The sequence below is a fragment of the Microbacterium sp. W1-4-2 genome (genome assembly GCF_058349885.2).
This window is the reverse complement of sequence record NZ_JBYRJC020000001.1, coordinates 226,285-245,364: the sequence shown is the minus strand read 5'-3', so window position 1 is coordinate 245,364 and position 19,080 is coordinate 226,285. Positions and strand designations below refer to the sequence as shown.

Annotated in this window: 17 protein-coding genes; 5 read left to right on the top strand and 12 right to left on the bottom strand. The window is 70.9% G+C overall.

Annotated elements, in window-relative coordinates:
- Nucleotides 1–61 precede the first annotated feature (61 nt).
- A complete protein-coding gene (locus AC3RX0_RS01050; RefSeq protein ID WP_491504089.1) occupies nt 62–1,489 on the top strand; it encodes a dihydrolipoyl dehydrogenase family protein in 1,428 nt (475 codons plus the stop codon).
- Between the two features lie 38 nt (nt 1,490–1,527).
- Here AC3RX0_RS01050 and purH read toward each other — a convergent pair whose 3' ends face one another.
- The 3 genes from purH to AC3RX0_RS01035 form a co-directional block, all read right to left on the bottom strand.
- A complete protein-coding gene (purH, locus tag AC3RX0_RS01045; protein ID WP_491504088.1) occupies nt 1,528–3,138 on the bottom strand; it encodes a bifunctional phosphoribosylaminoimidazolecarboxamide formyltransferase/IMP cyclohydrolase in 1,611 nt (536 codons plus the stop codon).
- Between the two features lie 50 nt (nt 3,139–3,188).
- On the bottom strand, nt 3,189–3,791 hold the full coding sequence (gene purN, locus AC3RX0_RS01040; RefSeq protein WP_491504087.1) for a phosphoribosylglycinamide formyltransferase: 603 nt from the start codon (nt 3,789–3,791) through the stop codon (nt 3,189–3,191).
- A gap of 97 nt (nt 3,792–3,888) precedes the next feature.
- Nucleotides 3,889–5,388: a cell division protein PerM gene (locus tag AC3RX0_RS01035; protein ID WP_491504086.1), complete on the bottom strand. Its 1,500-nt coding sequence runs from the start codon at nt 5,386–5,388 to the stop codon at nt 3,889–3,891.
- 145 nt (nt 5,389–5,533) lie between these two features.
- On the opposite strand from AC3RX0_RS01035, the gene AC3RX0_RS01030 reads away from it, so the two are divergent.
- Together AC3RX0_RS01030 and AC3RX0_RS01025 are read left to right on the top strand one after the other, a co-directional pair.
- Nucleotides 5,534–6,997, top strand: a complete 1,464-nt coding sequence (locus AC3RX0_RS01030; RefSeq protein WP_491504085.1) for an NCS2 family permease — start codon at nt 5,534–5,536, stop codon at nt 6,995–6,997.
- A gap of 134 nt (nt 6,998–7,131) precedes the next feature.
- On the top strand, nt 7,132–7,527 hold the full coding sequence (locus tag AC3RX0_RS01025) for a VOC family protein (protein ID WP_491504084.1): 396 nt from the start codon (nt 7,132–7,134) through the stop codon (nt 7,525–7,527).
- A gap of 6 nt (nt 7,528–7,533) precedes the next feature.
- On the opposite strand, the gene AC3RX0_RS01020 is transcribed toward AC3RX0_RS01025, so the two are convergent.
- The 4 genes from AC3RX0_RS01020 to sucC all read right to left on the bottom strand — a co-directional run bounded on the left by AC3RX0_RS01020 (nt 7,534) and on the right by sucC (nt 10,938).
- Complete coding sequence (locus AC3RX0_RS01020; protein ID WP_491504083.1) at nt 7,534–7,974, bottom strand: nitroreductase family deazaflavin-dependent oxidoreductase; 441 nt, start codon at nt 7,972–7,974, stop codon at nt 7,534–7,536.
- Nucleotides 7,975–8,004: 30 nt separating this feature from the next.
- Nucleotides 8,005–8,754: an MBL fold metallo-hydrolase gene (locus tag AC3RX0_RS01015; RefSeq protein ID WP_491504082.1), complete on the bottom strand. Its 750-nt coding sequence runs from the start codon at nt 8,752–8,754 to the stop codon at nt 8,005–8,007.
- A 92-nt stretch (nt 8,755–8,846) separates the two neighbouring features.
- Nucleotides 8,847–9,749, bottom strand: a complete 903-nt coding sequence (sucD, locus tag AC3RX0_RS01010) for a succinate--CoA ligase subunit alpha (RefSeq protein ID WP_491504081.1) — start codon at nt 9,747–9,749, stop codon at nt 8,847–8,849.
- Between the two features lie 25 nt (nt 9,750–9,774).
- The gene (sucC, locus tag AC3RX0_RS01005; RefSeq protein WP_491504080.1) at nt 9,775–10,938 is read right to left on the bottom strand and encodes an ADP-forming succinate--CoA ligase subunit beta; all 1,164 of its coding nucleotides are present in this window, start codon (nt 10,936–10,938) and stop codon (nt 9,775–9,777) included.
- Between the two features lie 195 nt (nt 10,939–11,133).
- Between sucC and AC3RX0_RS01000 the strand changes: the two genes are divergently transcribed.
- Complete coding sequence (locus AC3RX0_RS01000; RefSeq protein WP_491504079.1) at nt 11,134–11,808, top strand: TetR/AcrR family transcriptional regulator; 675 nt, start codon at nt 11,134–11,136, stop codon at nt 11,806–11,808.
- Nucleotides 11,809–12,194: 386 nt separating this feature from the next.
- On the opposite strand, the gene AC3RX0_RS00995 is transcribed toward AC3RX0_RS01000, so the two are convergent.
- Nucleotides 12,195–12,410, bottom strand: a complete 216-nt coding sequence (locus AC3RX0_RS00995) for a hypothetical protein (protein WP_491504078.1) — start codon at nt 12,408–12,410, stop codon at nt 12,195–12,197.
- Nucleotides 12,411–12,507: 97 nt separating this feature from the next.
- Here AC3RX0_RS00995 and AC3RX0_RS00990 point away from each other — a divergent pair, with 97 nt between their 5' ends.
- A complete protein-coding gene (locus AC3RX0_RS00990; protein WP_491504077.1) occupies nt 12,508–13,551 on the top strand; it encodes an ATP-dependent DNA ligase in 1,044 nt (347 codons plus the stop codon).
- Here the strand turns inward: AC3RX0_RS00990 and AC3RX0_RS00985 are convergent.
- From AC3RX0_RS00985 to AC3RX0_RS00970, 4 genes are all read right to left on the bottom strand, one after another.
- On the bottom strand, nt 13,503–14,036 hold the full coding sequence (locus AC3RX0_RS00985; protein ID WP_491504076.1) for a nitroreductase family deazaflavin-dependent oxidoreductase: 534 nt from the start codon (nt 14,034–14,036) through the stop codon (nt 13,503–13,505). The two genes, AC3RX0_RS00990 and AC3RX0_RS00985, sit on opposite strands and share 49 nt — an antisense overlap.
- Entirely contained in the window at nt 14,023–15,054 is a 1,032-nt protein-coding gene (gene ligD / locus AC3RX0_RS00980; RefSeq protein ID WP_491504075.1) for a non-homologous end-joining DNA ligase, read from the bottom strand. The genes AC3RX0_RS00985 and ligD overlap by 14 nt, the downstream gene beginning before the upstream one ends.
- A 63-nt stretch (nt 15,055–15,117) precedes the next feature.
- Nucleotides 15,118–16,467: an SseB family protein gene (locus AC3RX0_RS00975; RefSeq protein ID WP_491504074.1), complete on the bottom strand. Its 1,350-nt coding sequence runs from the start codon at nt 16,465–16,467 to the stop codon at nt 15,118–15,120.
- Between the two features lie 86 nt (nt 16,468–16,553).
- Complete coding sequence (locus AC3RX0_RS00970) at nt 16,554–18,995, bottom strand: ATP-dependent helicase (RefSeq protein ID WP_491504073.1); 2,442 nt, start codon at nt 18,993–18,995, stop codon at nt 16,554–16,556.
- Between the last annotated feature and the right edge of the window lie 85 nt (nt 18,996–19,080).

The following is a 19,080-nucleotide window of genomic DNA, read 5'->3' as shown; positions in this document are numbered from 1 at the left end:
CGTGCCGGCCATCCCCCGCCCCCGTCCCCCGCCCGCGACCGGCCCGGCGTAGCGTGTCGGCATGGACACGGACACGTATGACCTGATCGTGATCGGCGCCGGCCCGGTCGGCGAGAACGTGGCGGACCGCGCTGTGCAGGGCGGGCTGTCGGCCGCGATCGTCGAGAGCGAGCTCGTCGGCGGCGAATGCTCGTACTGGGCATGCATGCCCTCGAAGGGCCTGCTGCGCGCCCCCGCGGCCCTGCGGGCGGCGCGCGACGTCGACGGCGCCTGGCAGGCCGTGACCAACGGGCTCGACGCCGTGGGCGTCTTCCGCCGCCGCGACGCGCTCACCCACGACTGGAGCGACGACAGTCAGGTCGACTGGCTGCACAGCGCCGGCATCGACCTGGTCCGCGGGCACGGCCGGCTCACCGGCGAGCGCGAGGTCACGGTCACCCCCGCCGAGGGCGCGAGCATCACGCTGCACGCCCGCCACGCGGTGGCCGTGTGCACCGGCACGACCGCGATGATCCCCGATATCCCGGGTCTGCGCGAGGCGCGCCCGTGGACGAGCCGCGAGGCCACGAGCGCGCACACCGTGCCGGGCACGCTCGCGATCATCGGCGGCGGCGTCGTGGCGTGCGAGATGGCGACGGCGTACGCCGCCCTCGGCAGCCGCGTCACGATGATCGTCCGCTCCGGACTTCTGCGCCGCGTCGAGCCGTTCGCGCAGGACGCGGTGCGCGATGCACTGACCGCGCAGGGCGTCTCGATCCGCTCCGGCGAGGTGGCCCGCGCCGACCGCGCCACCCGCCGGGGACGGGTCACGCTCACGCTCGAGGACGGATCCGCGGTCGCCGCCGAGGAGGTGCTCGTCGCGACCGGCCGCGCGCCGCACACCGACGACATCGGGCTGGATGCCGTGGGCCTGGCTCCCGGCTCATGGCTCGACGTCGACGACACGATGCGGGTCGACGGCGTCGACTGGCTCTACGCGGTCGGCGACGTCAACCACCGCGCCCTGCTCACGCACCAGGGCAAATACCAGGCCCGCGCCGCCGGCGACGTCATCGCCGCGCGCGCCCGCGAACAGTCGGTGGATGCCGCGCCCTGGGGCCGTCACGTCGCCACGGCCGATCACGACGCCGTGCCGCAGGTCGTGTTCACCGACCCCGAGATCGCGTCGGTCGGGCTCACCGAGGCCGACGCGAAGGCCGCGGGCCGCGGCGTCCGGGTCGTGGACTACGACCTGTCGTGGGTGGCCGGCGCCGCCACCCACGCCGACCACTACGAGGGCCGGGCGCGGGCGATCGTCGACGGCGAGCGCGACGTGCTGCTCGGGGCGACGTTCGTCGGCCCCGACGTGTCGGAGATGCTGCAGGCGGCCACGATCGCCGTGGTCGGCGAGGTGCCGATCAAGCGCCTCTGGCACGCCGTGCCCGCCTACCCGACGGTCAGCGAGGTGTGGCTGCGCTGGCTCGAGGACCTCGGCCGCGCCACCGCCTGACGGCCCTGCGAGCCCCGAACTCCCGAGCGCCGCGCGCCTCAGTGGAAGAAGTGCCGCTCGCCGGTGAAGAACATCGTGATCCCACGCTCGCGGGCGAGGTCCACGGTCTCCTGGTCGCGCACCGATCCGCCCGGCTGCACGATCGCGGTGACCCCGGCATCCATCAGCACCTGCGGTCCGTCCGAGAACGGGAAGTATGCATCGGATGCCGCGACCGAGCCGATCACGCGATCGCCCGCGCGCTCGACGGCCAGCCGGCACGAGTCGACGCGGTTGACCTGGCCCATGCCGATGCCGACCGTCGCCGAGCCCTTCGCGAGCACGATCGCGTTCGACTTGACGGCGCGGCAGGCCTTCCACGCGAAGATGAGGTTCTGCATCTCCTCGTCGGTCGCGGGGCGCTCGCCCGAGACGAGCTCCCACTCGTTGGCGACCGACTCGATGTCGTCGGGAAAGCGGTCGGCGTCCTGCAGCAGCAGGCCGCCCGAGACCAGGCGCACGTCCATGCGCTCCTGCTTCCAGTCCGCCGGCAGACGCAGCACGCGCAGGTTCTTCTTGAGCTTGAACAGCTCGAGCGCCTCGGGTGCGAAGTCGGGGGCGACGATCACCTCGGTGAAGATGTCGCGCAGGTTCTCGGCCATCTTCAAGGTCACGGTGCGGTTCGCCGCGATCACGCCGCCGAACGCCGACAGCGGGTCGCACTCGTGCGCGCGCAGGTGGGCGCTGGCGATCTCGTCCAGCGCGCCCGGGGCGCTCACGGCGATGCCGCACGGGTTCGCGTGCTTGATGATCGCCACGGCCGGCAGCACCATGTCGAACGCGGCGCGCAAGGCGGCGTCGGCGTCGACGTAGTTGTTGTACGACATCGGCTTGCCCTGCAGCAGGTCTGCCTGCGCGATGCCGTGCCCGCCCACGCGGGAGTAGATCGCGGCGCGCTGGTGCGCGTTCTCGCCGTACCGGAGCGGCGCGATGCGCTCGGCCTTGATCGTCAGGTGCTGGGGCAGGTCGACGCCCTCGGCGAGCGTCTCCTCCGAGAACCAGGTCGCGACGGCCCGGTCGTAGTTCGCGGTGTGCGCGAACGCGCGGGCGGCGAGCTCGCGGCGCTGGGTGAGCGAGGTGCCGCCGCCGCCGACGGCCTCGATGACGGCGGCGTACGACTCGGGCGAGACGACGATCGCGACGTTGGCGTAGTTCTTCGCCGACGCGCGCACCATCGCCGGTCCCCCGATGTCGATCTGCTCGACCACGTCGTCGCCGCTCGCGCCCGAGCGCACCGTCTCGACGAACGGATACAGGTTCACCACGACCAGCTCGAACGGCGCGATGCCGAGCTCGGCCAGCTGCTGCTCGTGCGAGGCGAGGCGCAGGTCGGCCAGCAGTCCCCCGTGCACGTTCGGGTGCAGCGTCTTGACGCGCCCGTCGAGCATCTCGGGGAAGCCCGTCACGGCCGCCACGTCGGTGACGGCCAAGCCCGCGGCGCGGATCGTCGCGGCCGTCGAGCCCGTCGAGACGATCTCGATCCCGGCCGCGGCCAGCGCCTCGGCCAGCGGCACCAGGTCGGTCTTGTCGCTGACCGAGACCAGCGCCCGACGGATCGGCACGACATCGCGCTCGCGGTACTCAGAGGGATCGTGGCGGGGACCGGCCATGGGGGGCTCCTGGTTCTTCGGGGTCGGGTCAGCGGGGCTGCGTCGAGCGGTCAGACGGGACGGGGGACGGATGCCGCGACAAGATCGAGCTCGCCGGCGGCGACGCGACGCACCACGTCGATCAGGAGGCGCCGCTCGACGGGCTTGATGCGCTCGTGCAGGGCGTGCTCGTCGTCGCCGTCGAGCACGGGAACGCGCTCCTGGGCGAGGATCGGGCCGGTGTCGACCCCGTTGTCGACGACGATGACGCTCGCCCCGGTCTGCCGGGCGCCGGCGGCGAGCGCATCGCGCACGCCGTGCGCGCCGGGGAACTCGGGAAGGTACGCGGGATGGGTGTTCACGATGCGGGGGGCCCAGGCATCCACCAGCGCCTGCGGCAGCAGCCGCATCAGGCCCGACAGCACGATCAGGTCGGGGTCCCACACCCGCAGCTGCGCGTCGAGCTCGGCACCCCACTCCTCGCGCGTGGCGAAGCCGGTGAACGGCACGGTGAAGCTCGGGATGCCGAAGGCATCGGCGTGGGCGAGGCCGTCGGCCTCGCGATCGGCGCCGACGACGACGATGCGCGCGGGATACGCGGGATCGTCTGCGGCATCGAGCAGCGCGCGCAGGTTCGAACCGGTTCCCGAGATGAGGACGGCGACCTTCAGCACGCTCCCAGTCTACCCGGCGGGCGTCGCGGGCCCATCGGCGTATGACGGGGGCGGCGACCACGCGGATCGTGCCGCAGAAGATGCGGGTCCGTGCCGGTCAGGGCCGGTCGCCGAAGATCCCCGGCTCGACGGGCGCGGTCTCGGTCTCGTCTTCGGACCGGGGGGTGGAAGCCGCGCCCCGGGCCCGCACCGTCGGCCCATGTGCGGTGCGCGGCAGGGGTTCCGCGTGCCGTCCCGCCTCGGCACCGGCATCGACCCGTGCACGAGCATCGACACCGGAACTCACATCGGCATCCGCATCGGCATCCGCGAGGCTGTGCCATGAGCCGGCCGAGTATCCGCCGTACTCGTGCGGCTCGGGGCCGAGCAGCAGGATGCCCGCGCCGATCAGGACTTCGACCCCGACCGCCAGCGCCACCGGCCCGGGGTGGGGTCCGACCTGTGCGAGCCGATCCGGCCCGAGCGCGCCCGAAGCCGCCCACGCGAGCAGGGCCGCAGCTCCCGCCGACAGCGCAGCCGTGCCCACGGCGGCCGCCGCGCGCTCGGCCCAGCCGACGGCGCCGCCCGAACCCGCCACACCCATACCGCCCGAACTCGGCGCACCGGCGCGGGCCGCGGCATCCCGTGCGAACCGGGCCCGCACGGCGGCGCCCGCAACCGCACCGGCGCCCACGGGCAGCAGCACGATCACCAGCAGCCACGGCGAGGTCGACTCGGGCAGCAGCCCGAGTGCGGGGATGCCGGGCACCACGCCCAGTTGCGTGCCCGCCGGCGACACCGCGGTGCCCGCACCGACCGCGAACCCGGGGCCGGCCAGGAACGCGACGCCCCACACGACGAGCGTGGGCACGTACAGCAGCTGCGCGAGCGAGACGACGATCACTCCGACGGCGTCGAGGTTGCCGGCCTGGTACAGCGCCACGATCTGGTCGCCGCGCAGCAGGAGGGCGATCACGATGGCCGCAGATCCCAGCCCGGCGAGCGCCGTCAGCACCATCCCGGCTCCGCGCAGCGCGAGCCCGGGGACGTCGGGCCAGAGGCCGGGCAGATCTGAGAGCAGTTCCCGGGCGGAGCCGATGACCCCCTGGCCGGTGCGCCACGCCGCGGCCACGGCGCCCGCGACGACGGGCAGCCCGAACACGAGCGCCGGGAACAGGATCGCCTGCCACCCGGAGGCGCCCACCACCGTGCTGCGGCCGGTCGCCCACAGCACCGCCGCGACGACCGTGAACGTCGCGGTGCCCGATGCCGCCCCGGTCCAGGCCGCGCCGCTGCGACCGGCCCGGGCGCCCGAGCGTGCAGCACCCCAGACCGCGAATGCGGCGAAGGCCAGCGGGGCCAGCGACACGGTGAACGAGGCCGCCGCGTCGGGGATGCCGGCGACGGCGAGGTACTCGGCCGGCAGGTGCAGATCCAGGGGAACCAGGTGGCCGAGCAGCCAGATCGAGGCGGTGGCCGGCCACAGCGCCGACCAGTCCGGCGCGCCGATCCCGAGCACCCAGAGCAGCGTCAGCGGCGCCAGCACCACGACGATGCCGACGACCGCGACGACGAACGCGTCGAACGCGGCGAGCAGGGCGACGAGAAGACGATGCATGGGCGCAGTCGAGACTACCCAGGGCTGCGGCATCCGCCGTCATGGGCGCGCCCGCGCGCATGAAGTCCGGTTGCCGAAGAAGGGATGATGAACGGATGCTGTGAACCCGGCCGGGTGACGATAAATTTCTCTCGGAGGTCCCCCGATGAGCACAGCCCCGTCCACCGACACGATCGTCGAAGAAGAACCCGAACCCAAGAACGGTTTCGACCGGTTCTTCGAGATCAGCAAGCGCAGATCGACTCTGGGCACCGAGATCCGCGGCGGTCTCGTCACATTCGTGACGATGGCCTACATCGTGATCCTGAACCCGATCATCCTGGGCGGGGCGAAGGACGTCGCCGGCCACGCCCTGCAGAACGAGCAGGTGGCGGCGGTCACCGCCCTCACCGCGGGCGTCATGACGATCCTGTTCGGCCTGGTCTCGCGTCTGCCGTTCGCGTTCGCGGCGGGCCTGGGCATCAACTCGTTCCTGGCGGCGAGCGTCGTCGGTCAGCTGACCTGGCCCGAGGCGATGGGCCTGGTGGTCATCAACGGTCTGATCATCGTGCTGCTGTCGGCCACGGGCCTTCGGCGCATGATCATGGATGCGATCCCGATGGAGCTGAAGATCGCCATCACCGTCGGCATCGGCCTGTTCATCGCGTTCATCGGCATGGTCGACAGCGGACTGGTCACCGCGACCGGCTTCGCCTCGCCGCCGGTGGGCCTGGGCACGGGCGGCTCGATCGCCACCGTGCCGGTGCTGATGTTCGTGGTCACGCTGCTGCTGGCCGCCGTGCTGATGGCCCGCAAGGTCAAGGCGGCGCTGCTGATCGCCCTGGTCACGGGCACCATCGTCTCGATGATCATCGAGGCCATCTGGCACATCGGCGCCCGGGGCGACAAGAACCCCGGCGGCTGGGGGATGTCGGTGCCCACGCTGCCCTCGCACTGGCTGAGCATGCCCGACCTGAGCCTGGTCGGCCAGGTCGACCTCGTCACCAGCTGGGGCCGGATCGGCGCCATCGCCTGCATCATGCTGGTCTTCACGCTCGTGTTCACGAACTTCTTCGACGCGATGGGCACCATGACGGGCCTGGCCGAAGAGGCCGGTCTCTCGGACGGCAAGGGCAACTTCCCGCGCCTGAAGTCCGCGCTGATCGTCGAGGGCGTCGGCGCCGTCGTCGGCGGGTCGACGTCCGGCTCGTCGAACACCGTGTTCGTCGAGTCGGCGGCGGGCATCGGCGAGGGGGCGCGCACGGGGGTGGCGAACCTCGTGACCGGTGTGCTGTTCCTGCTGGCGATGTTCCTGACGCCGCTCACCTCGATCGTGCCGAGCGAGGTCGCCGCCGCGGCGCTGGTCGTGGTCGGTGCGCTGATGATGTCGCAGATCCGCCGGATCGGCCTCGGCGACGGGTCGGTGCTGCTGCCCGTGTTCGTCACGGTCGTCGTGATGCCGTTCACGTACTCGATCGCGAACGGCATCGGCGCCGGGTTCATCGCCTGGGCGATCGTGCGCTCGCTGTCGGGCAAGGCGCGCCAGATCAGCCCGCTGCTGTGGATCGTGGCCGCCGGGTTCGTGATCTACTTCGCCCGAGGGCCGATCGAGCAGCTCATCGGCGGCTGAGCCGGTCGCTGCAGCAGGGCTGCGGCATCCCCTCCCCTGCCGGAGGCACCGTCGATATCCGGCTGCACGGCCGGCGCCGTGGGATGAACGCCGCCCTGTGTTCCGGCGGGGGACCCCGTGCTAGCGTCACGGGAATGACCGGAGTCACCCCGTACCTGTACTTCGACGGCACCGCGCGCGAGGCGCTCGCGTTCTACCAGTCCGTGTTCGGGGGCGAGGTCGGCCTGAACTCCTACGCCGACTTCGGGCGCGACGACGGGCCCTCCGATGCCATCGCCCACGGGATGCTCAGCGGCCCGGTGACGGTCTTCGGCACGGACGCGGCGCCGGGCGAGGCGACCGTCGGGGGCGACGGCATCCTGCTCTCGCTTCTGGGCACGGCGCAGCCGGACGAGATGGAGCGCTGGTTCGCGGCGCTGTCAGAGGGCGGGACGGTCGTCGACCCGCTGCAGGTGCGTCCGTGGGGAGACCACGACGGACGCGTCACCGACCGCTACGGCGTGACCTGGCTCATCGGCTACGAGGGCTGAGTCGCCTCACACATCGACCGGGTCGAGGACGAAGACCGCGATCAGCCGGTCGGTCTTGGTCTGATAGTCCGCGTACGCCGGCCACGCCTGCACCGCGCGCGCCCACCACTCGACACGATCGGCGCCGTCGGCTTCGCGGGCTCGGTACTCCGCCTTGACGGCGCCGTCCTGCAGTTCGACGCGCGGGTGCTTGCGCATGTTGCCGGCCCACTTGGGTTCGTCGGGGGCGCCGCCCTTCGAGGCCACGACGGCGTAGCGGCCGTCGTGCTCCACGCGCATCAGCGCGGTCTTGCGCAGCGCGCCGGTCTTCGCGCCGACCGTCGTGAGGACGATGATCGGCTTGCCCCGCAGCGTGTTCGCCTCGGCACCGTCGGTGGCCTCGAACGTCTCGGCCTGCTCGCGCGCCCACGTCGAGGTGCTCGGCCTGTACTCTCCGGTCAGTCCCATGGCCTCCACGCTATCGTGGGCGGGCGCCGCTCAGAGCGTGAGCGGCTCGCCCGCCGTCGGCACGCGCAGCCGGGATGCCAGCCCCGCGTACTCGAACTCACGCTCGAGCCGGTCGCGCGTCTCACTGAAATGGTGCCATCCTTCGGCGTGCACCGGGACGATCAGCGCGTCGCCGAGCGCGCGCGCAGCCTCGACGGCCGTGCGCGCGTTGAGCGTCAGGTCGTCGTCGCCGAACCGTCCGACGTTGGCGGCCCCCGCGAACAGCATCGCGATGTCGATCGAGCCGACGCGCGCGACGATCTGCTCGACGAACTCGACCGCGGCGTTGTCGCCCGACACGTACACGGTCGGCGCGCCGGCCGCGCGCAGCAGGAAGCCGGTGACCGCCCCCGACAGTGCCTCGGCGCCGACGGGCCCGTGGCGGGCCGGCAGGCCGGTGATCTCGACGTCGCCGACCGTCGCCGTCTGCCACGGCTCGAGTCCCGTCACGCCGTCGACGCGCCCGGCGGCCTCCGCGGTCGACAGCACCGTGTCGACGCGCCCGAGGTACTCCCGGCCGGCACGGTCGAGGTTGTCGGGGTGCTGGTCGTGCGAGAGCAGCACGACGTCGATCGCGCCGATCTCATCCGGGCCGAGCGCGGGCCCGACGAGCTTGTGCAGCGCCACGCCACCGGGATAGTCGCCCGGCGGGTCGAACGTGGGGTCGGTCAGCAGGCGCAGACCGGCGTACTCGAGCACGGCGGTGGGGCCGCCGATCAGCGTGAGCGTGAAAGGTGCCATGACCTCATCGTGCCGCACGAAGACAGGGGGTGGATGCCGTGACCCACGCGCGATGCGCGGGTCGAGGCATCCACCCCCGGAAAAGGACCTGCTTACAGCGCGGTGATGATCTCGCGCATTAGGTCGGCGGTCTCGCTCGGCGTCTTGCCGACCTTGACGCCGGCGGCCTCGAGGGCCTCCTTCTTGGCCTGTGCGGTGCCGGCCGAGCCCGAGACGATGGCGCCGGCGTGGCCCATGGTCTTGCCCTCGGGGGCGGTGAAGCCTGCGACGTACCCGACGACCGGCTTGGTGACGTTGGCCTTGATGAATTCGGCCGCGCGCTCTTCGGCGTCGCCGCCGATCTCGCCGATCATCACGATCGCCTTGGTCTCGGGGTCGGCCTCGAACGCGGCGAGCGCGTCGATGTGCGTCGTGCCGATGACCGGGTCGCCGCCGATGCCGATGGCGGTCGAGAATCCCAGGTCGCGCAGCTCGAACATCATCTGGTAGGTCAGGGTGCCCGACTTCGACACCAGGCCGATCGGGCCCTTGCCGGTGATGTTGGCGGGGGTGATGCCCACCAGCGCCTCGCCCGGCGTGATGACACCGGGGCAGTTCGGGCCGATGATGCGGGTCTTCTCACCCTTGCTCTTGGCGTACGCCCACGCCTCGGCGGTGTCGCCGACCGGCACGCCCTCGGTGATGACCACCAGCAGCGGGATCTCGGTGTCGATGGCCTCGATCATCGCGTCCTTCGTGAACGCCGGCGGCACGAACGCGATCGACACGTCGGCCCCCGTCTTCTCGATGGCCTCGGCGACCGTGCCGAACACGGGCAGCTCGACCGGATTGCCGTCCTTGTCGACGTGCGAGACGGTCGTGCCGGCCTTGCGGGCGTTCACGCCGCCGACGACGTTGGTGCCGGCCTTGAGCATGAGTGCGGTGTGCTTGGTGCCCTCGCCGCCGGTGATGCCCTGGACGATGACCTTGGAGTCCTTGTTGAGGTAGATCGACATTCTCTTGTCCTTGTCTCGTCGCAGTTCAGGCGTTCGCCAGCTCGGCGGCCTTGTCGGCGCCCTCGTCCATGCCGGCGGCCAAAGTCACCAGCGGGTGGTTCGCCGCGGCGAGAATGGCGCGGCCCTCTTCGACCTGATTGCCGTCGAGGCGCACGACGAGCGGCTTGGTGGCGGTCTCGCCGAGGATCTCGAGTGCCTTCACGATGCCCTCTGCGACGGCGACGCACGAGGTGATGCCACCGAACACGTTCACGAACACGCTCTTGACCTGCTCGTCGCCGAGGATGACGTCCAGCCCCGCGGCCATGACGGTCGCCGAGGCCCCGCCGCCGATGTCGAGGAAGTTCGCGGGCTTCACGCTGCCGTGCTTCTCGCCGGCGTAGGCGACGACGTCGAGGGTCGACATGACCAGGCCCGCGCCGTTGCCGATGATGCCGACCTGGCCGTCGAGCTTGACGTAGTTCAGGTCGTGCTGCTTGGCCTTGGCCTCGAGCGGGTCTGCGGCCGACTTGTCTTCGAGCGCCTCGTGGTTCGGGTGGCGGAACGCCGCATTGTCGTCGAGCGAGACCTTGCCGTCGAGGGCGATGATCTGACCGTCCTCGGTCTGCACGAGAGGGTTCACCTCGACGAGTGTCGCGTCCTCGCCCTTGTAGACGTCGAACAGCTTGACGAACACGTCGGCGACCTTGGGCGCCAGCTCGTCGTCGAAGCGCGCGGCCTTGGCGATCTCGAGCGCCTTGGCGTGGTCGATGCCGGCGATCGGGTCGACCTCGACGCGCGCGAGCGCCTCGGGCTTCTCGACCGCGAGCTGCTCGATCTCCATGCCACCCTCGACCGAGCACAGCGACAGGTACGAGCGGTTGGCCCGGTCCAGCAGCACCGAGAAGTAGAACTCCTTCGCGATGCGGGCGCCGCCGGCGACCATGACGCGCTTGACGACATGGCCCTTGATGTCCAGGCCCAGGATCGCCTTCGCGGCCTCGTACGCCTCGTCGGGGTTCTTTGCGACCTTGACGCCGCCGGCCTTGCCGCGGCCGCCGGTCTTGACCTGTGCCTTGACGACGACCACACCGCCGAGCTTCTCGGCTGCGGCCCTCACTTCCTCGGGGGTGTCGGCGATGATGCCGGGGAGCACCGGCACCTCATACTGTTCGAACAGGTCTCGTGCCTGGTACTCGTAGAGATCCACGTGCGATCCTTCGTTGGGACGAATGCGGGATGACGAGGCGAAAACGTCTCGATGTCGAGAGAAAATCGACCAGTCCCCCAGCCTACTACCCGCGCCTGGGAGCCCTGACTGTGTGGCAGATCCGGGCCGGACGCGCACCGGCGCGTGCGGAACCGCACCGCACGGGCCCAGGCATCCCGCGACTACTCTCTTAGCATGACCACGTCGTCGACCGCCGCACCTCAGCACGCCGCGGTGATGTCTGCAGCGCTCGACCTGTTCAGCAGGCAGGGGTTCGAGGCCACGAGCGTCGAGCAGATCGCACAGGCCGCGGGAATGTCGCGCTCGACGTTCTTCCGCCAGTTCGGCGGCAAGGACGACGTGATCTTCGCCGACCACGAGGTGCTGCTCGACATGCTGCGCGCCGACCTCTCCCGGCCGCACGACGACCCGTGGACGGCCGTGCGCGACGCGTCGATGAAGGTGTACCGGCACTTCGCGTCCGATCCTGAGCTCGCCCGGCGCCGCTACGCGGTCGTGCGTCAGGTGCCCGCGCTGCGCGAGCGCGAGATCGTCACGGTCTTCCGTTACGAGCGGCTGTTCGACGAGTACCTGCGCGGCGCGCTGCCGGGCCTGGACCCGATCGACGCGGTGAGCTTCGCCGCGACGGTGACGGCGATCCACAACCACGTGCTGCGCCGGCTGATCCGCGGGTCCAAGCGGGTGCCGGCGTCGGTGCTGCGCGACGCGCTCGACGACGCGATGCGCCGGTTCGGCGTGCTGGAAGAGGATGCCGCAGCCGCCGCGGACGATCTCGTGGTCGCCGTCTTCCCCCGCCGCATGCCGGCCGCCGAGGTCGCCCGCCGTCTGCAGCGCGACCTCGAGCTCTGACCGGACCATCGTACGGCCGCCGTGTGCGCGGCCGCCCTGCCCGCGGCCTCCGTACCCGCGGCCGCTTCTGTGCGCGCAGCCTCCGTGTCCGCGGCCGCTTCCGTGCGCTGCCGCGTCGGCCACGGCATCCCGTCATCCCAATCCCTACAGCGTTCAGTCGTCGCAAATGGTCGGTCCGGTGCGCTCCAGGCCGCCATCTGCGACGACTGAAATGTCAAGCCCTTGCTTCAGTCGTCGCAAATGGTGGGTCTGGCGCGCTCCAGGCCGCCATCTGCGACGACTCAATCGCCTAAGACGCCGGCACGCAGAAGTAGGGCACCTCGCGTCGCCGAGATAGGGCGACTGCCCGATTCGGCGCACCCCCTCAGCGAGGAATGTCGTACCTGTCAGAACGACCACCACCGGGACCCGGCCACGACGACAGGAAAGACATCATGTTCGACATCATCTACGCCGCAGAGGTCACCAACAGCGTCCGGGCTGCCGAGGCCGAGCGGGCTGCCGAGGCCGAGCGGGCTGCCGAGATGCGCCGGCTCGCGATCGAGGCTGCCGAGGGAGCCGCAGGCGGCAGGGCCGAAGGCGCCGCACGCAGACGCCGACATGTCCGGATCCTCAGGCTTCCCGCATCAGCCCTCGGGCGTCCCCCACCGATCGCCCGACGGCCTTCCGCGCGCCATCTGCGACGGGCAGGATGGACCCATGCCGCACGACATCCCCGCCCCGATGCTCGCCAAGGCCGTGCCGACGGTGCCGGAATCCGGCAGCGTGTCCGGCGGGCTGAGCTACGAACCGAAGTGGGACGGCTTCCGCGGCCTCGTCTCGTGGGACGGCGAGAAGGTCGAGATCGGCAGCCGGGGCGCGAAGCCGCTGACCCGCTACTTTCCCGAGCTCGTCGAGGCGTTCGCCGCCCAACTGCCCGAGCCGTGCCTGCTCGACGGCGAGATCGCCGTCCCGATGGGCGAGCCGGGGCACCGCCGCCTGGACTGGGAGGCGCTGACCCAGCGCATCCATCCCGCGGCCTCGCGCGTGGCGAAGCTCGCCGCCGAGACACCGGCCATGTTCATCGCGTACGACCTGCTCGCCCGCGGCGACCGCGACCTGATGGACGAGCCGTTCGCGGTGCGCCGCGCCCAGCTCGAAGAGCTGTTCGCAGGGCTGCGGCATCCCCTCTTCCTCACCCGCACCACTCACGACGCCGAGCTCGCCCGCCGTTGGCTCGGCGAGTTCGAGGGCGCAGGCCTGGACGGCGTGGTCGCCAAGCCCCTCGCGCAGCCGTACGCGCCGAACAAGCGCACGATGTTCAAGATCAAGCACGCCCGCACCGCCGACGTGGTCGCCCTCGGGTATCGCGTGCACAAGTCGGGCACGGGCGTCGGCTCGCTGCTGCTCGGTCTCTACACCTCCGACGGCATGCTGGTCAACGTCGGCGCGGTCTCGGCGTTCAGCGACGCGCGCCGGCGCGAACTGGTCGACGAGTTCGCGCCGCTGGTCGAGCTGGATGCCGAGGGCAACGCGGTCACGGGCGCCACCGACAAGTCCCGGTTCTCAGCCGGCAAGGACGTCTCGTTCGTGCGGCTGCGGCCCGAGCGTGTGCTCGAGGTGCGGTACGACCAGCTCGAGGGCATGCGGTTCCGGCACACGGTGCAGTTCGAGCGGTGGCGGCCCGACCGCGAGCCGCGCTCGTGCACGTTCGATCAGCTCGAGGTGGTCTCGGCGTTCGACGTCGACGAAGTGCTGGCCTGATCCGGCGGAGTGAACTCGACGAGCGGGATATAGGCGTCGCCCCCGGCGGCGAAGTCCATCGCGCCCTTCAGCCGCCTCCACCCCTCAGGGTGCTCGGCCGCATAGCGTTCCAGACCGGCGGCCGACTCCTCGCGGCTGAGCAGACGCACGTGTGCGGGCACCCGTCGGGTGCGGCCGGTGCTGAGGTAGGCGACGCCGTTGGCGCGCAGGTTGCGGTACCACTGGGCGCTGGTTCCGAATCCGGATGCCACGACGATCCGGTTGCGGTCGCGCTCGGCCACTTCGACCACGACGAACCGTGGCTCGTGCGAGGTGCGCCCGAGGTGTTCGATCATGACGAGACGTCCGCCGAAGAGCCACCCCCATCCCGCGCGGTACAGCGCTATCGGGGCACGCACGAGCCACTGGGTGCGCAGCAGTGCGGCGATCGCCCGGTCGAGGACTCCTGCCTTCTCGCTCACCGCTCCGGCCTCATTCGGTCGCATCGGCCTTCTTGGCCCTGCTGGGCTGCACGCGTGGTGGCTCCCCCGGCATCTTCGGGAACTCGGGCGGGAACGGCAGCTCGCCCAGTCCGTCGGCCAGGTCGCGCTCCCACCACTCCAGCAGCGTGTCGATGCGCCCGGGCTTGGCGGCGAGGTCGCGCCACGGATCGCCGGCCTCGGCCAGGCGCCGCGGGATCGTGCGAACAGTGAACGACGAAGGGTCGACCGATGCGAGCTCGTCCCACGTGATCGGGGTCGACACCGTCGCGCCGGGCAGCGCCCGCGGGCTGTACGCGCCGGCCATCGTGCGGTCGCGGTTGGCCTGGTTGAAGTCGATGAAGATGCGCTTGCCGCGCTCCTCTTTCCACCAGTCCATCGTGACCTGCTCGGGCATGCGCCGCGCGAGCTCGCGGCCGGCCGCGATCACGGCGTGGCGCACGTCGAGGAACTCGTTCGTCGGCTCGATCGGGCAGAAGACGTGCAGGCCGCGGCTGCCGCTCGTCTTGATCCAGGCATCCAGCCCCGCTTCGGCGAGCACGTCGCGCAGCGCCGGTGCCACGGCCGCGGCATCGGCGAAGTCGGTGCCCGGCTGCGGGTCGAGGTCGATGCGCAGTTCGACCGGGTTGTCGGTGTCGGATGCGAGCGACGCCCAGGGGTGGAACACGACCGTGTTCATCTGCGCGGCCCACACGGCCGTCGCGATCTCGGTGATGACGAGCTGTGGATGCCGCCGGCCGCTGTTGTACGTCACGGTGACCGCTTCGACGTACGGCGGGGCGCCCTTCGGCGGGTTCTTCGAGAAGAAGCTCTCGCCGTCGATGCCCTCGGGGAACCGCTGCAGCGACACCGGCCGATTGCCGTTGGCCGCGAGGAACGGCTCGGCAACGGCGACGAAGTACTCGGCGAGCTCGCGCTTGGTGATGCCGGCGTCCGGCCAGATCACACGGCTCGGGCTCGACACCCCGATCTCACGGTCGCCCTCGGGGCCGGGCACGGTCAGGGTGATCCGCTCTGAAGCCATGCGGCCCAGGCTAACGTGCGCCGCCGACGCCCGACAGGTGCGTGCGTCAGCGAGTTCGGTCCGTCAGCCGCGCTCGGGCTCGTCGTCGGTCCGGGATGCCTCGGCCTCGGCGTCGCCGGTCTCCCCGGCCTCGCCCGACTCGGCGTCGTCCTCGACGGTCGCCTCGTCGCCAGGCTCCACGACATCCGCGGCATCCTCGGACTCCACCGGCTCGGCCTCGCCGGCCTCCTCGACATCCGATGCCTCGGGCTCATCGACGTCCGTCTCGTCGGCCCCTGCGTCCTCATCGCCCTCGTCGGCGATCTGCTGGTCGGCGTCCGGCTCGGGCAGCTCCATCACGGGGCCGAGGTCGGCACGGTCGATGCGGATCCACGGGCCGGCCGGGTCCACGACCACACCATCGATGCCATCGTCACCGCGCAACGCAGCGCCCAGCTGAGCAGGGGCGAACGGCGTCGGGCGGTCGCCCCGGCCGAGCGCGACGACCTCGAGCGGGTGCGAGAACACGGGCAGAATGCGCTCGCCTTCGTCGGTGTGCGACTCGGCCACGCCCCACTCGTCGTCCTCGGACGCGCGGTTGACGGCGATCCACAGCGGCACGGTCGCGAGCGCCTGCGCGACCTGCGCGGTCGTCTCAGCCGTGCGCGGGCCCGTGACCAGCTGCTTGAGGGTCAGCGAGGGATCCATCTCGGCGAACATCCGCTCGATCAGCACACGCGGCAGCACGACCGAGGCCGGCGTCGACGCGTGATCGACCATGATGCCGGCGAAGTCGCCCTGCAGCACGTACTGCAGGATGGCCGGAGCGGCCTGGCCCATGGCCGAGGTCGCCGTGTCGCCGTCGGCGTTCACGGCGGCGGCGAGCGCCTCGCCCGAGCTGTAGACCATGACGTACTGGCCGTCGTCGCGGGTCGCGATCGCCAGCGGCAGCTCGGCGCCGGCGTCGACCAGCTCTTGCGCGTTGCCCTTGATGCGCAGGTACGCGTTGCCCTGCAGCAGCTGGCGCGCGACGTTCAGGACCTCGTGCCCCTCGGGGTTGTCACCGAGAGCCGCGAGCGCGCCGCGCAGCACGACGTTGTCGGGCAGGCCCGGAATGCTCTCGCTCGGCGCCGGCGCTTCACCGGTCGGCGCCGCGGGGGCGGGCGTTGCGGGGGCGTTCGCGCCGAACCCGCCGTACGACGTGGTCGAGATGCCGACCTGCGGAACCGACTCGGCGGCGGCCGTGGCATCCCTCCCCTCAGCCTCGTTCGTCGTGTCGTCCGTCGAGCCGTCGGCGGCGGTTGCGGCGGCGTCGCCGGTCGCGGGATCGGCGGGCGTCACCGTCTCGTCGGTGGATGCCGATTCCACCGATTCTGCGGCGGACTGAGAGGCCTCATTGCCGGTCGTCTTCGAGCCACGTGAGAAAAGCGCCATTGTCCAACCCTAACCCGGCGCGACCACTCGCCCGTGCCGCTTGACATCTGTGCCTGCAAGGGGTTACCCGTGTCGCCGCGCCAGTTCTAGAGCTTCTCGATCGGGGCGATCTTGATGAGAAGTTTCTTCGCTCCGGCCTTCTCGAACCGCACATGGGCGACGCGCTTCGCGCCCTCGCCGGTGACGGCGTCCACGATGCCGTCACCGAAGTCCTCGTGCCGGATGCGATCGCCCGACGCGAGCTGCATGTCGCCGTTGTCGCGCACCCGCGCGGGGATGCGATTCGCGAACTTCTCGAGCGACGTCGACTTCGGTTTGAGTGCGGGAACGTCGTCGACGCGGCGCTGACCCCACGGGCGCCGCGCGTTGAGCGCCCGTGACTGCGTGCCGCCGCGCGAGTTGACGTCTCCCGGCGATTGCCGCCAGTCGATGAGCTCGGGCGGCACCTCTTGCAGGAACCGGCTGGGCATCGCGACCGACACCTCGCCGAACTGCGCCCGGGTCATCGCGAGCGTCAGGTACAGGCGCTGCCGTGCGCGGGTCACGCCGACATAGAAGAGGCGGCGCTCTTCGGCGGGCCCGCCGGGCTCACCGGCCGAGATGCGATGCGGAATGAGATCCTCTTCGACGCCGGTCAGGAACACGGCGTCGTACTCGAGGCCCTTCGCGGTGTGCAGTGTCATGAGCGAGACCGTGCCCGAGGCGTCGTCGAGGTCGTCGGTGTCAGAGACCAGGGCGACCTCGGTGAGGAAGTCCAGCAGCGTGCCCTCGGGGTTGTTGCGGGCGAACTCGCGGGCGACAGCCACGAACTCGTCGAGGTTCTCAAGACGCGCCTCGTCCTGCGGGTCGCGACTCATGCGCAGCGCGTCGCGATAGCCGCTCTTCTCCAGCAGCAGTGACAGCCCCTCGCCCACCGCCGTCGGCGGGGCGATCTCGCCCGAGGACGGCAGCATGAGCTCGGATGCCTCGGCCAGCACCGCATCGAGGCGCGCCACGGCGGTCTGCAGCTTGGGCCCGAGCCCGATCGCCGACGCATTGGCGAGGGCGTCGCGGAACAGGATCTGCTCGTCGACGGCGTAGCGCGCGATCGCCTGGACGGTCACGTCGCCGATGCCCCGCTTGGGCTTGTTGATGATGCGCCGCAGCGCCATCTCGTCTGCCGGGTTGGCGACCGCGGTCAGGTAGGCCAAGGCATCCTTGATCTCGGCCCGCTCGTAGAACCGGGTGCCGCCCATGATCTTGTACGGGATCGCGGCGCGGATGAAGATCTCTTCGAGCGCACGCGACTGCGAATTGGTGCGGTAGAACACGGCCATCTCGCCGTAGCCGACGCCTTCGCGCCGCAGCACCTCGATCTCGTCGGCGACGAACTGCGCCTCGTCGTGCTGCGAGTAGCCGGTGTAGCCCACGATCTTCTCGCCCGCGCCGACATCGGTCCACAGCCGCTTGTCTTTGCGATCGAAGTTGTGGCTGATCACGGCGTTCGCGGCGCTCAGGATGTTCTGCGTCGACCGGTAGTTCTGCTCGAGCAGCACGACCTTCGCACCCGGGTAGTCGCGTTCGAACTCGGTGATGTTGCGGATGTCGGCGCCGCGGAACGCATAGATCGACTGGTCGGAGTCGCCGACGACGGTCAGCGACGCGGGCTCGACCTCGGGTGCATGCTCCGGCTCGAAGATCATCATGCCCCCGGAGGCATATGGCTCGGCGGCCCGGCCGACGACGGGCCGGGTGAGCTCGTGGATGAGCGCGTACTGGGCGTGGTTCGTGTCCTGGTACTCGTCGACGAGGATGTGGCGGAACCGCCGCCGGTACACATCGGCCACGTGCGGGAACGCCCGGAACAGGTACACGGTCTGGGCGATCAGGTCGTCGAAGTCGAACGCGTTGGCCTTGCGCAGCGCACGCTGGTAGTCGCCGAACACCTCCGCGAACTTGCGCTCGGCGGGGTCGGACAGGTTCGCATCGCGAGCGAACGACTCGGCGTCGGCGAGCTCGTTCTTGAGCTTCGAGATGCGGCTCTGCACGGCTCCGGGCGTCAGCCCGAAGGCATCTGCTTCATGCTCTTTGACCAGGCGCTTCACGAGCGCGCGCGAGTCGCCGGAGTCGTAGATCGTGAACGACTTCGTGAACCCGAACTGCTCGGCCTCGCGCCGCAGGATGCGCACACAGGCGGAGTGGAACGTCGAGATCCACATGCCCTGCGCGTGCTGGCCGACCAGCTGCTGCACGCGTTCGCGCATCTCGCCGGCGGCCTTGTTCGTGAACGTGATCGCGAGGATCTGACTCGGCCACGCCTCTTTGTTGCGCAGCAGCGACGCGATGCGGTGCGTGAGCACACGGGTCTTGCCCGAACCGGCGCCGGCGACGATCAGCAGCGCCTGTCCGCGGTACACGACGGCCTCGCGCTGCTGCGGGTTCAGCCCCTCGAGCAGGTCGGCGTCGGGACGGGGCGCCCCGGCGCGGTCGGGGGTCGCGCGCGGACTCGAGTCCCCGCCGACGATGATGGGCGTGGATGCATCGGTCATGGCCCTTCGAGTCTAGGCGCGCGCCCCGACACCGGCTGCCGCCGCCGGGGCGGGAACGCTGTCGTCGGGCGTGGGTAACGTGGCC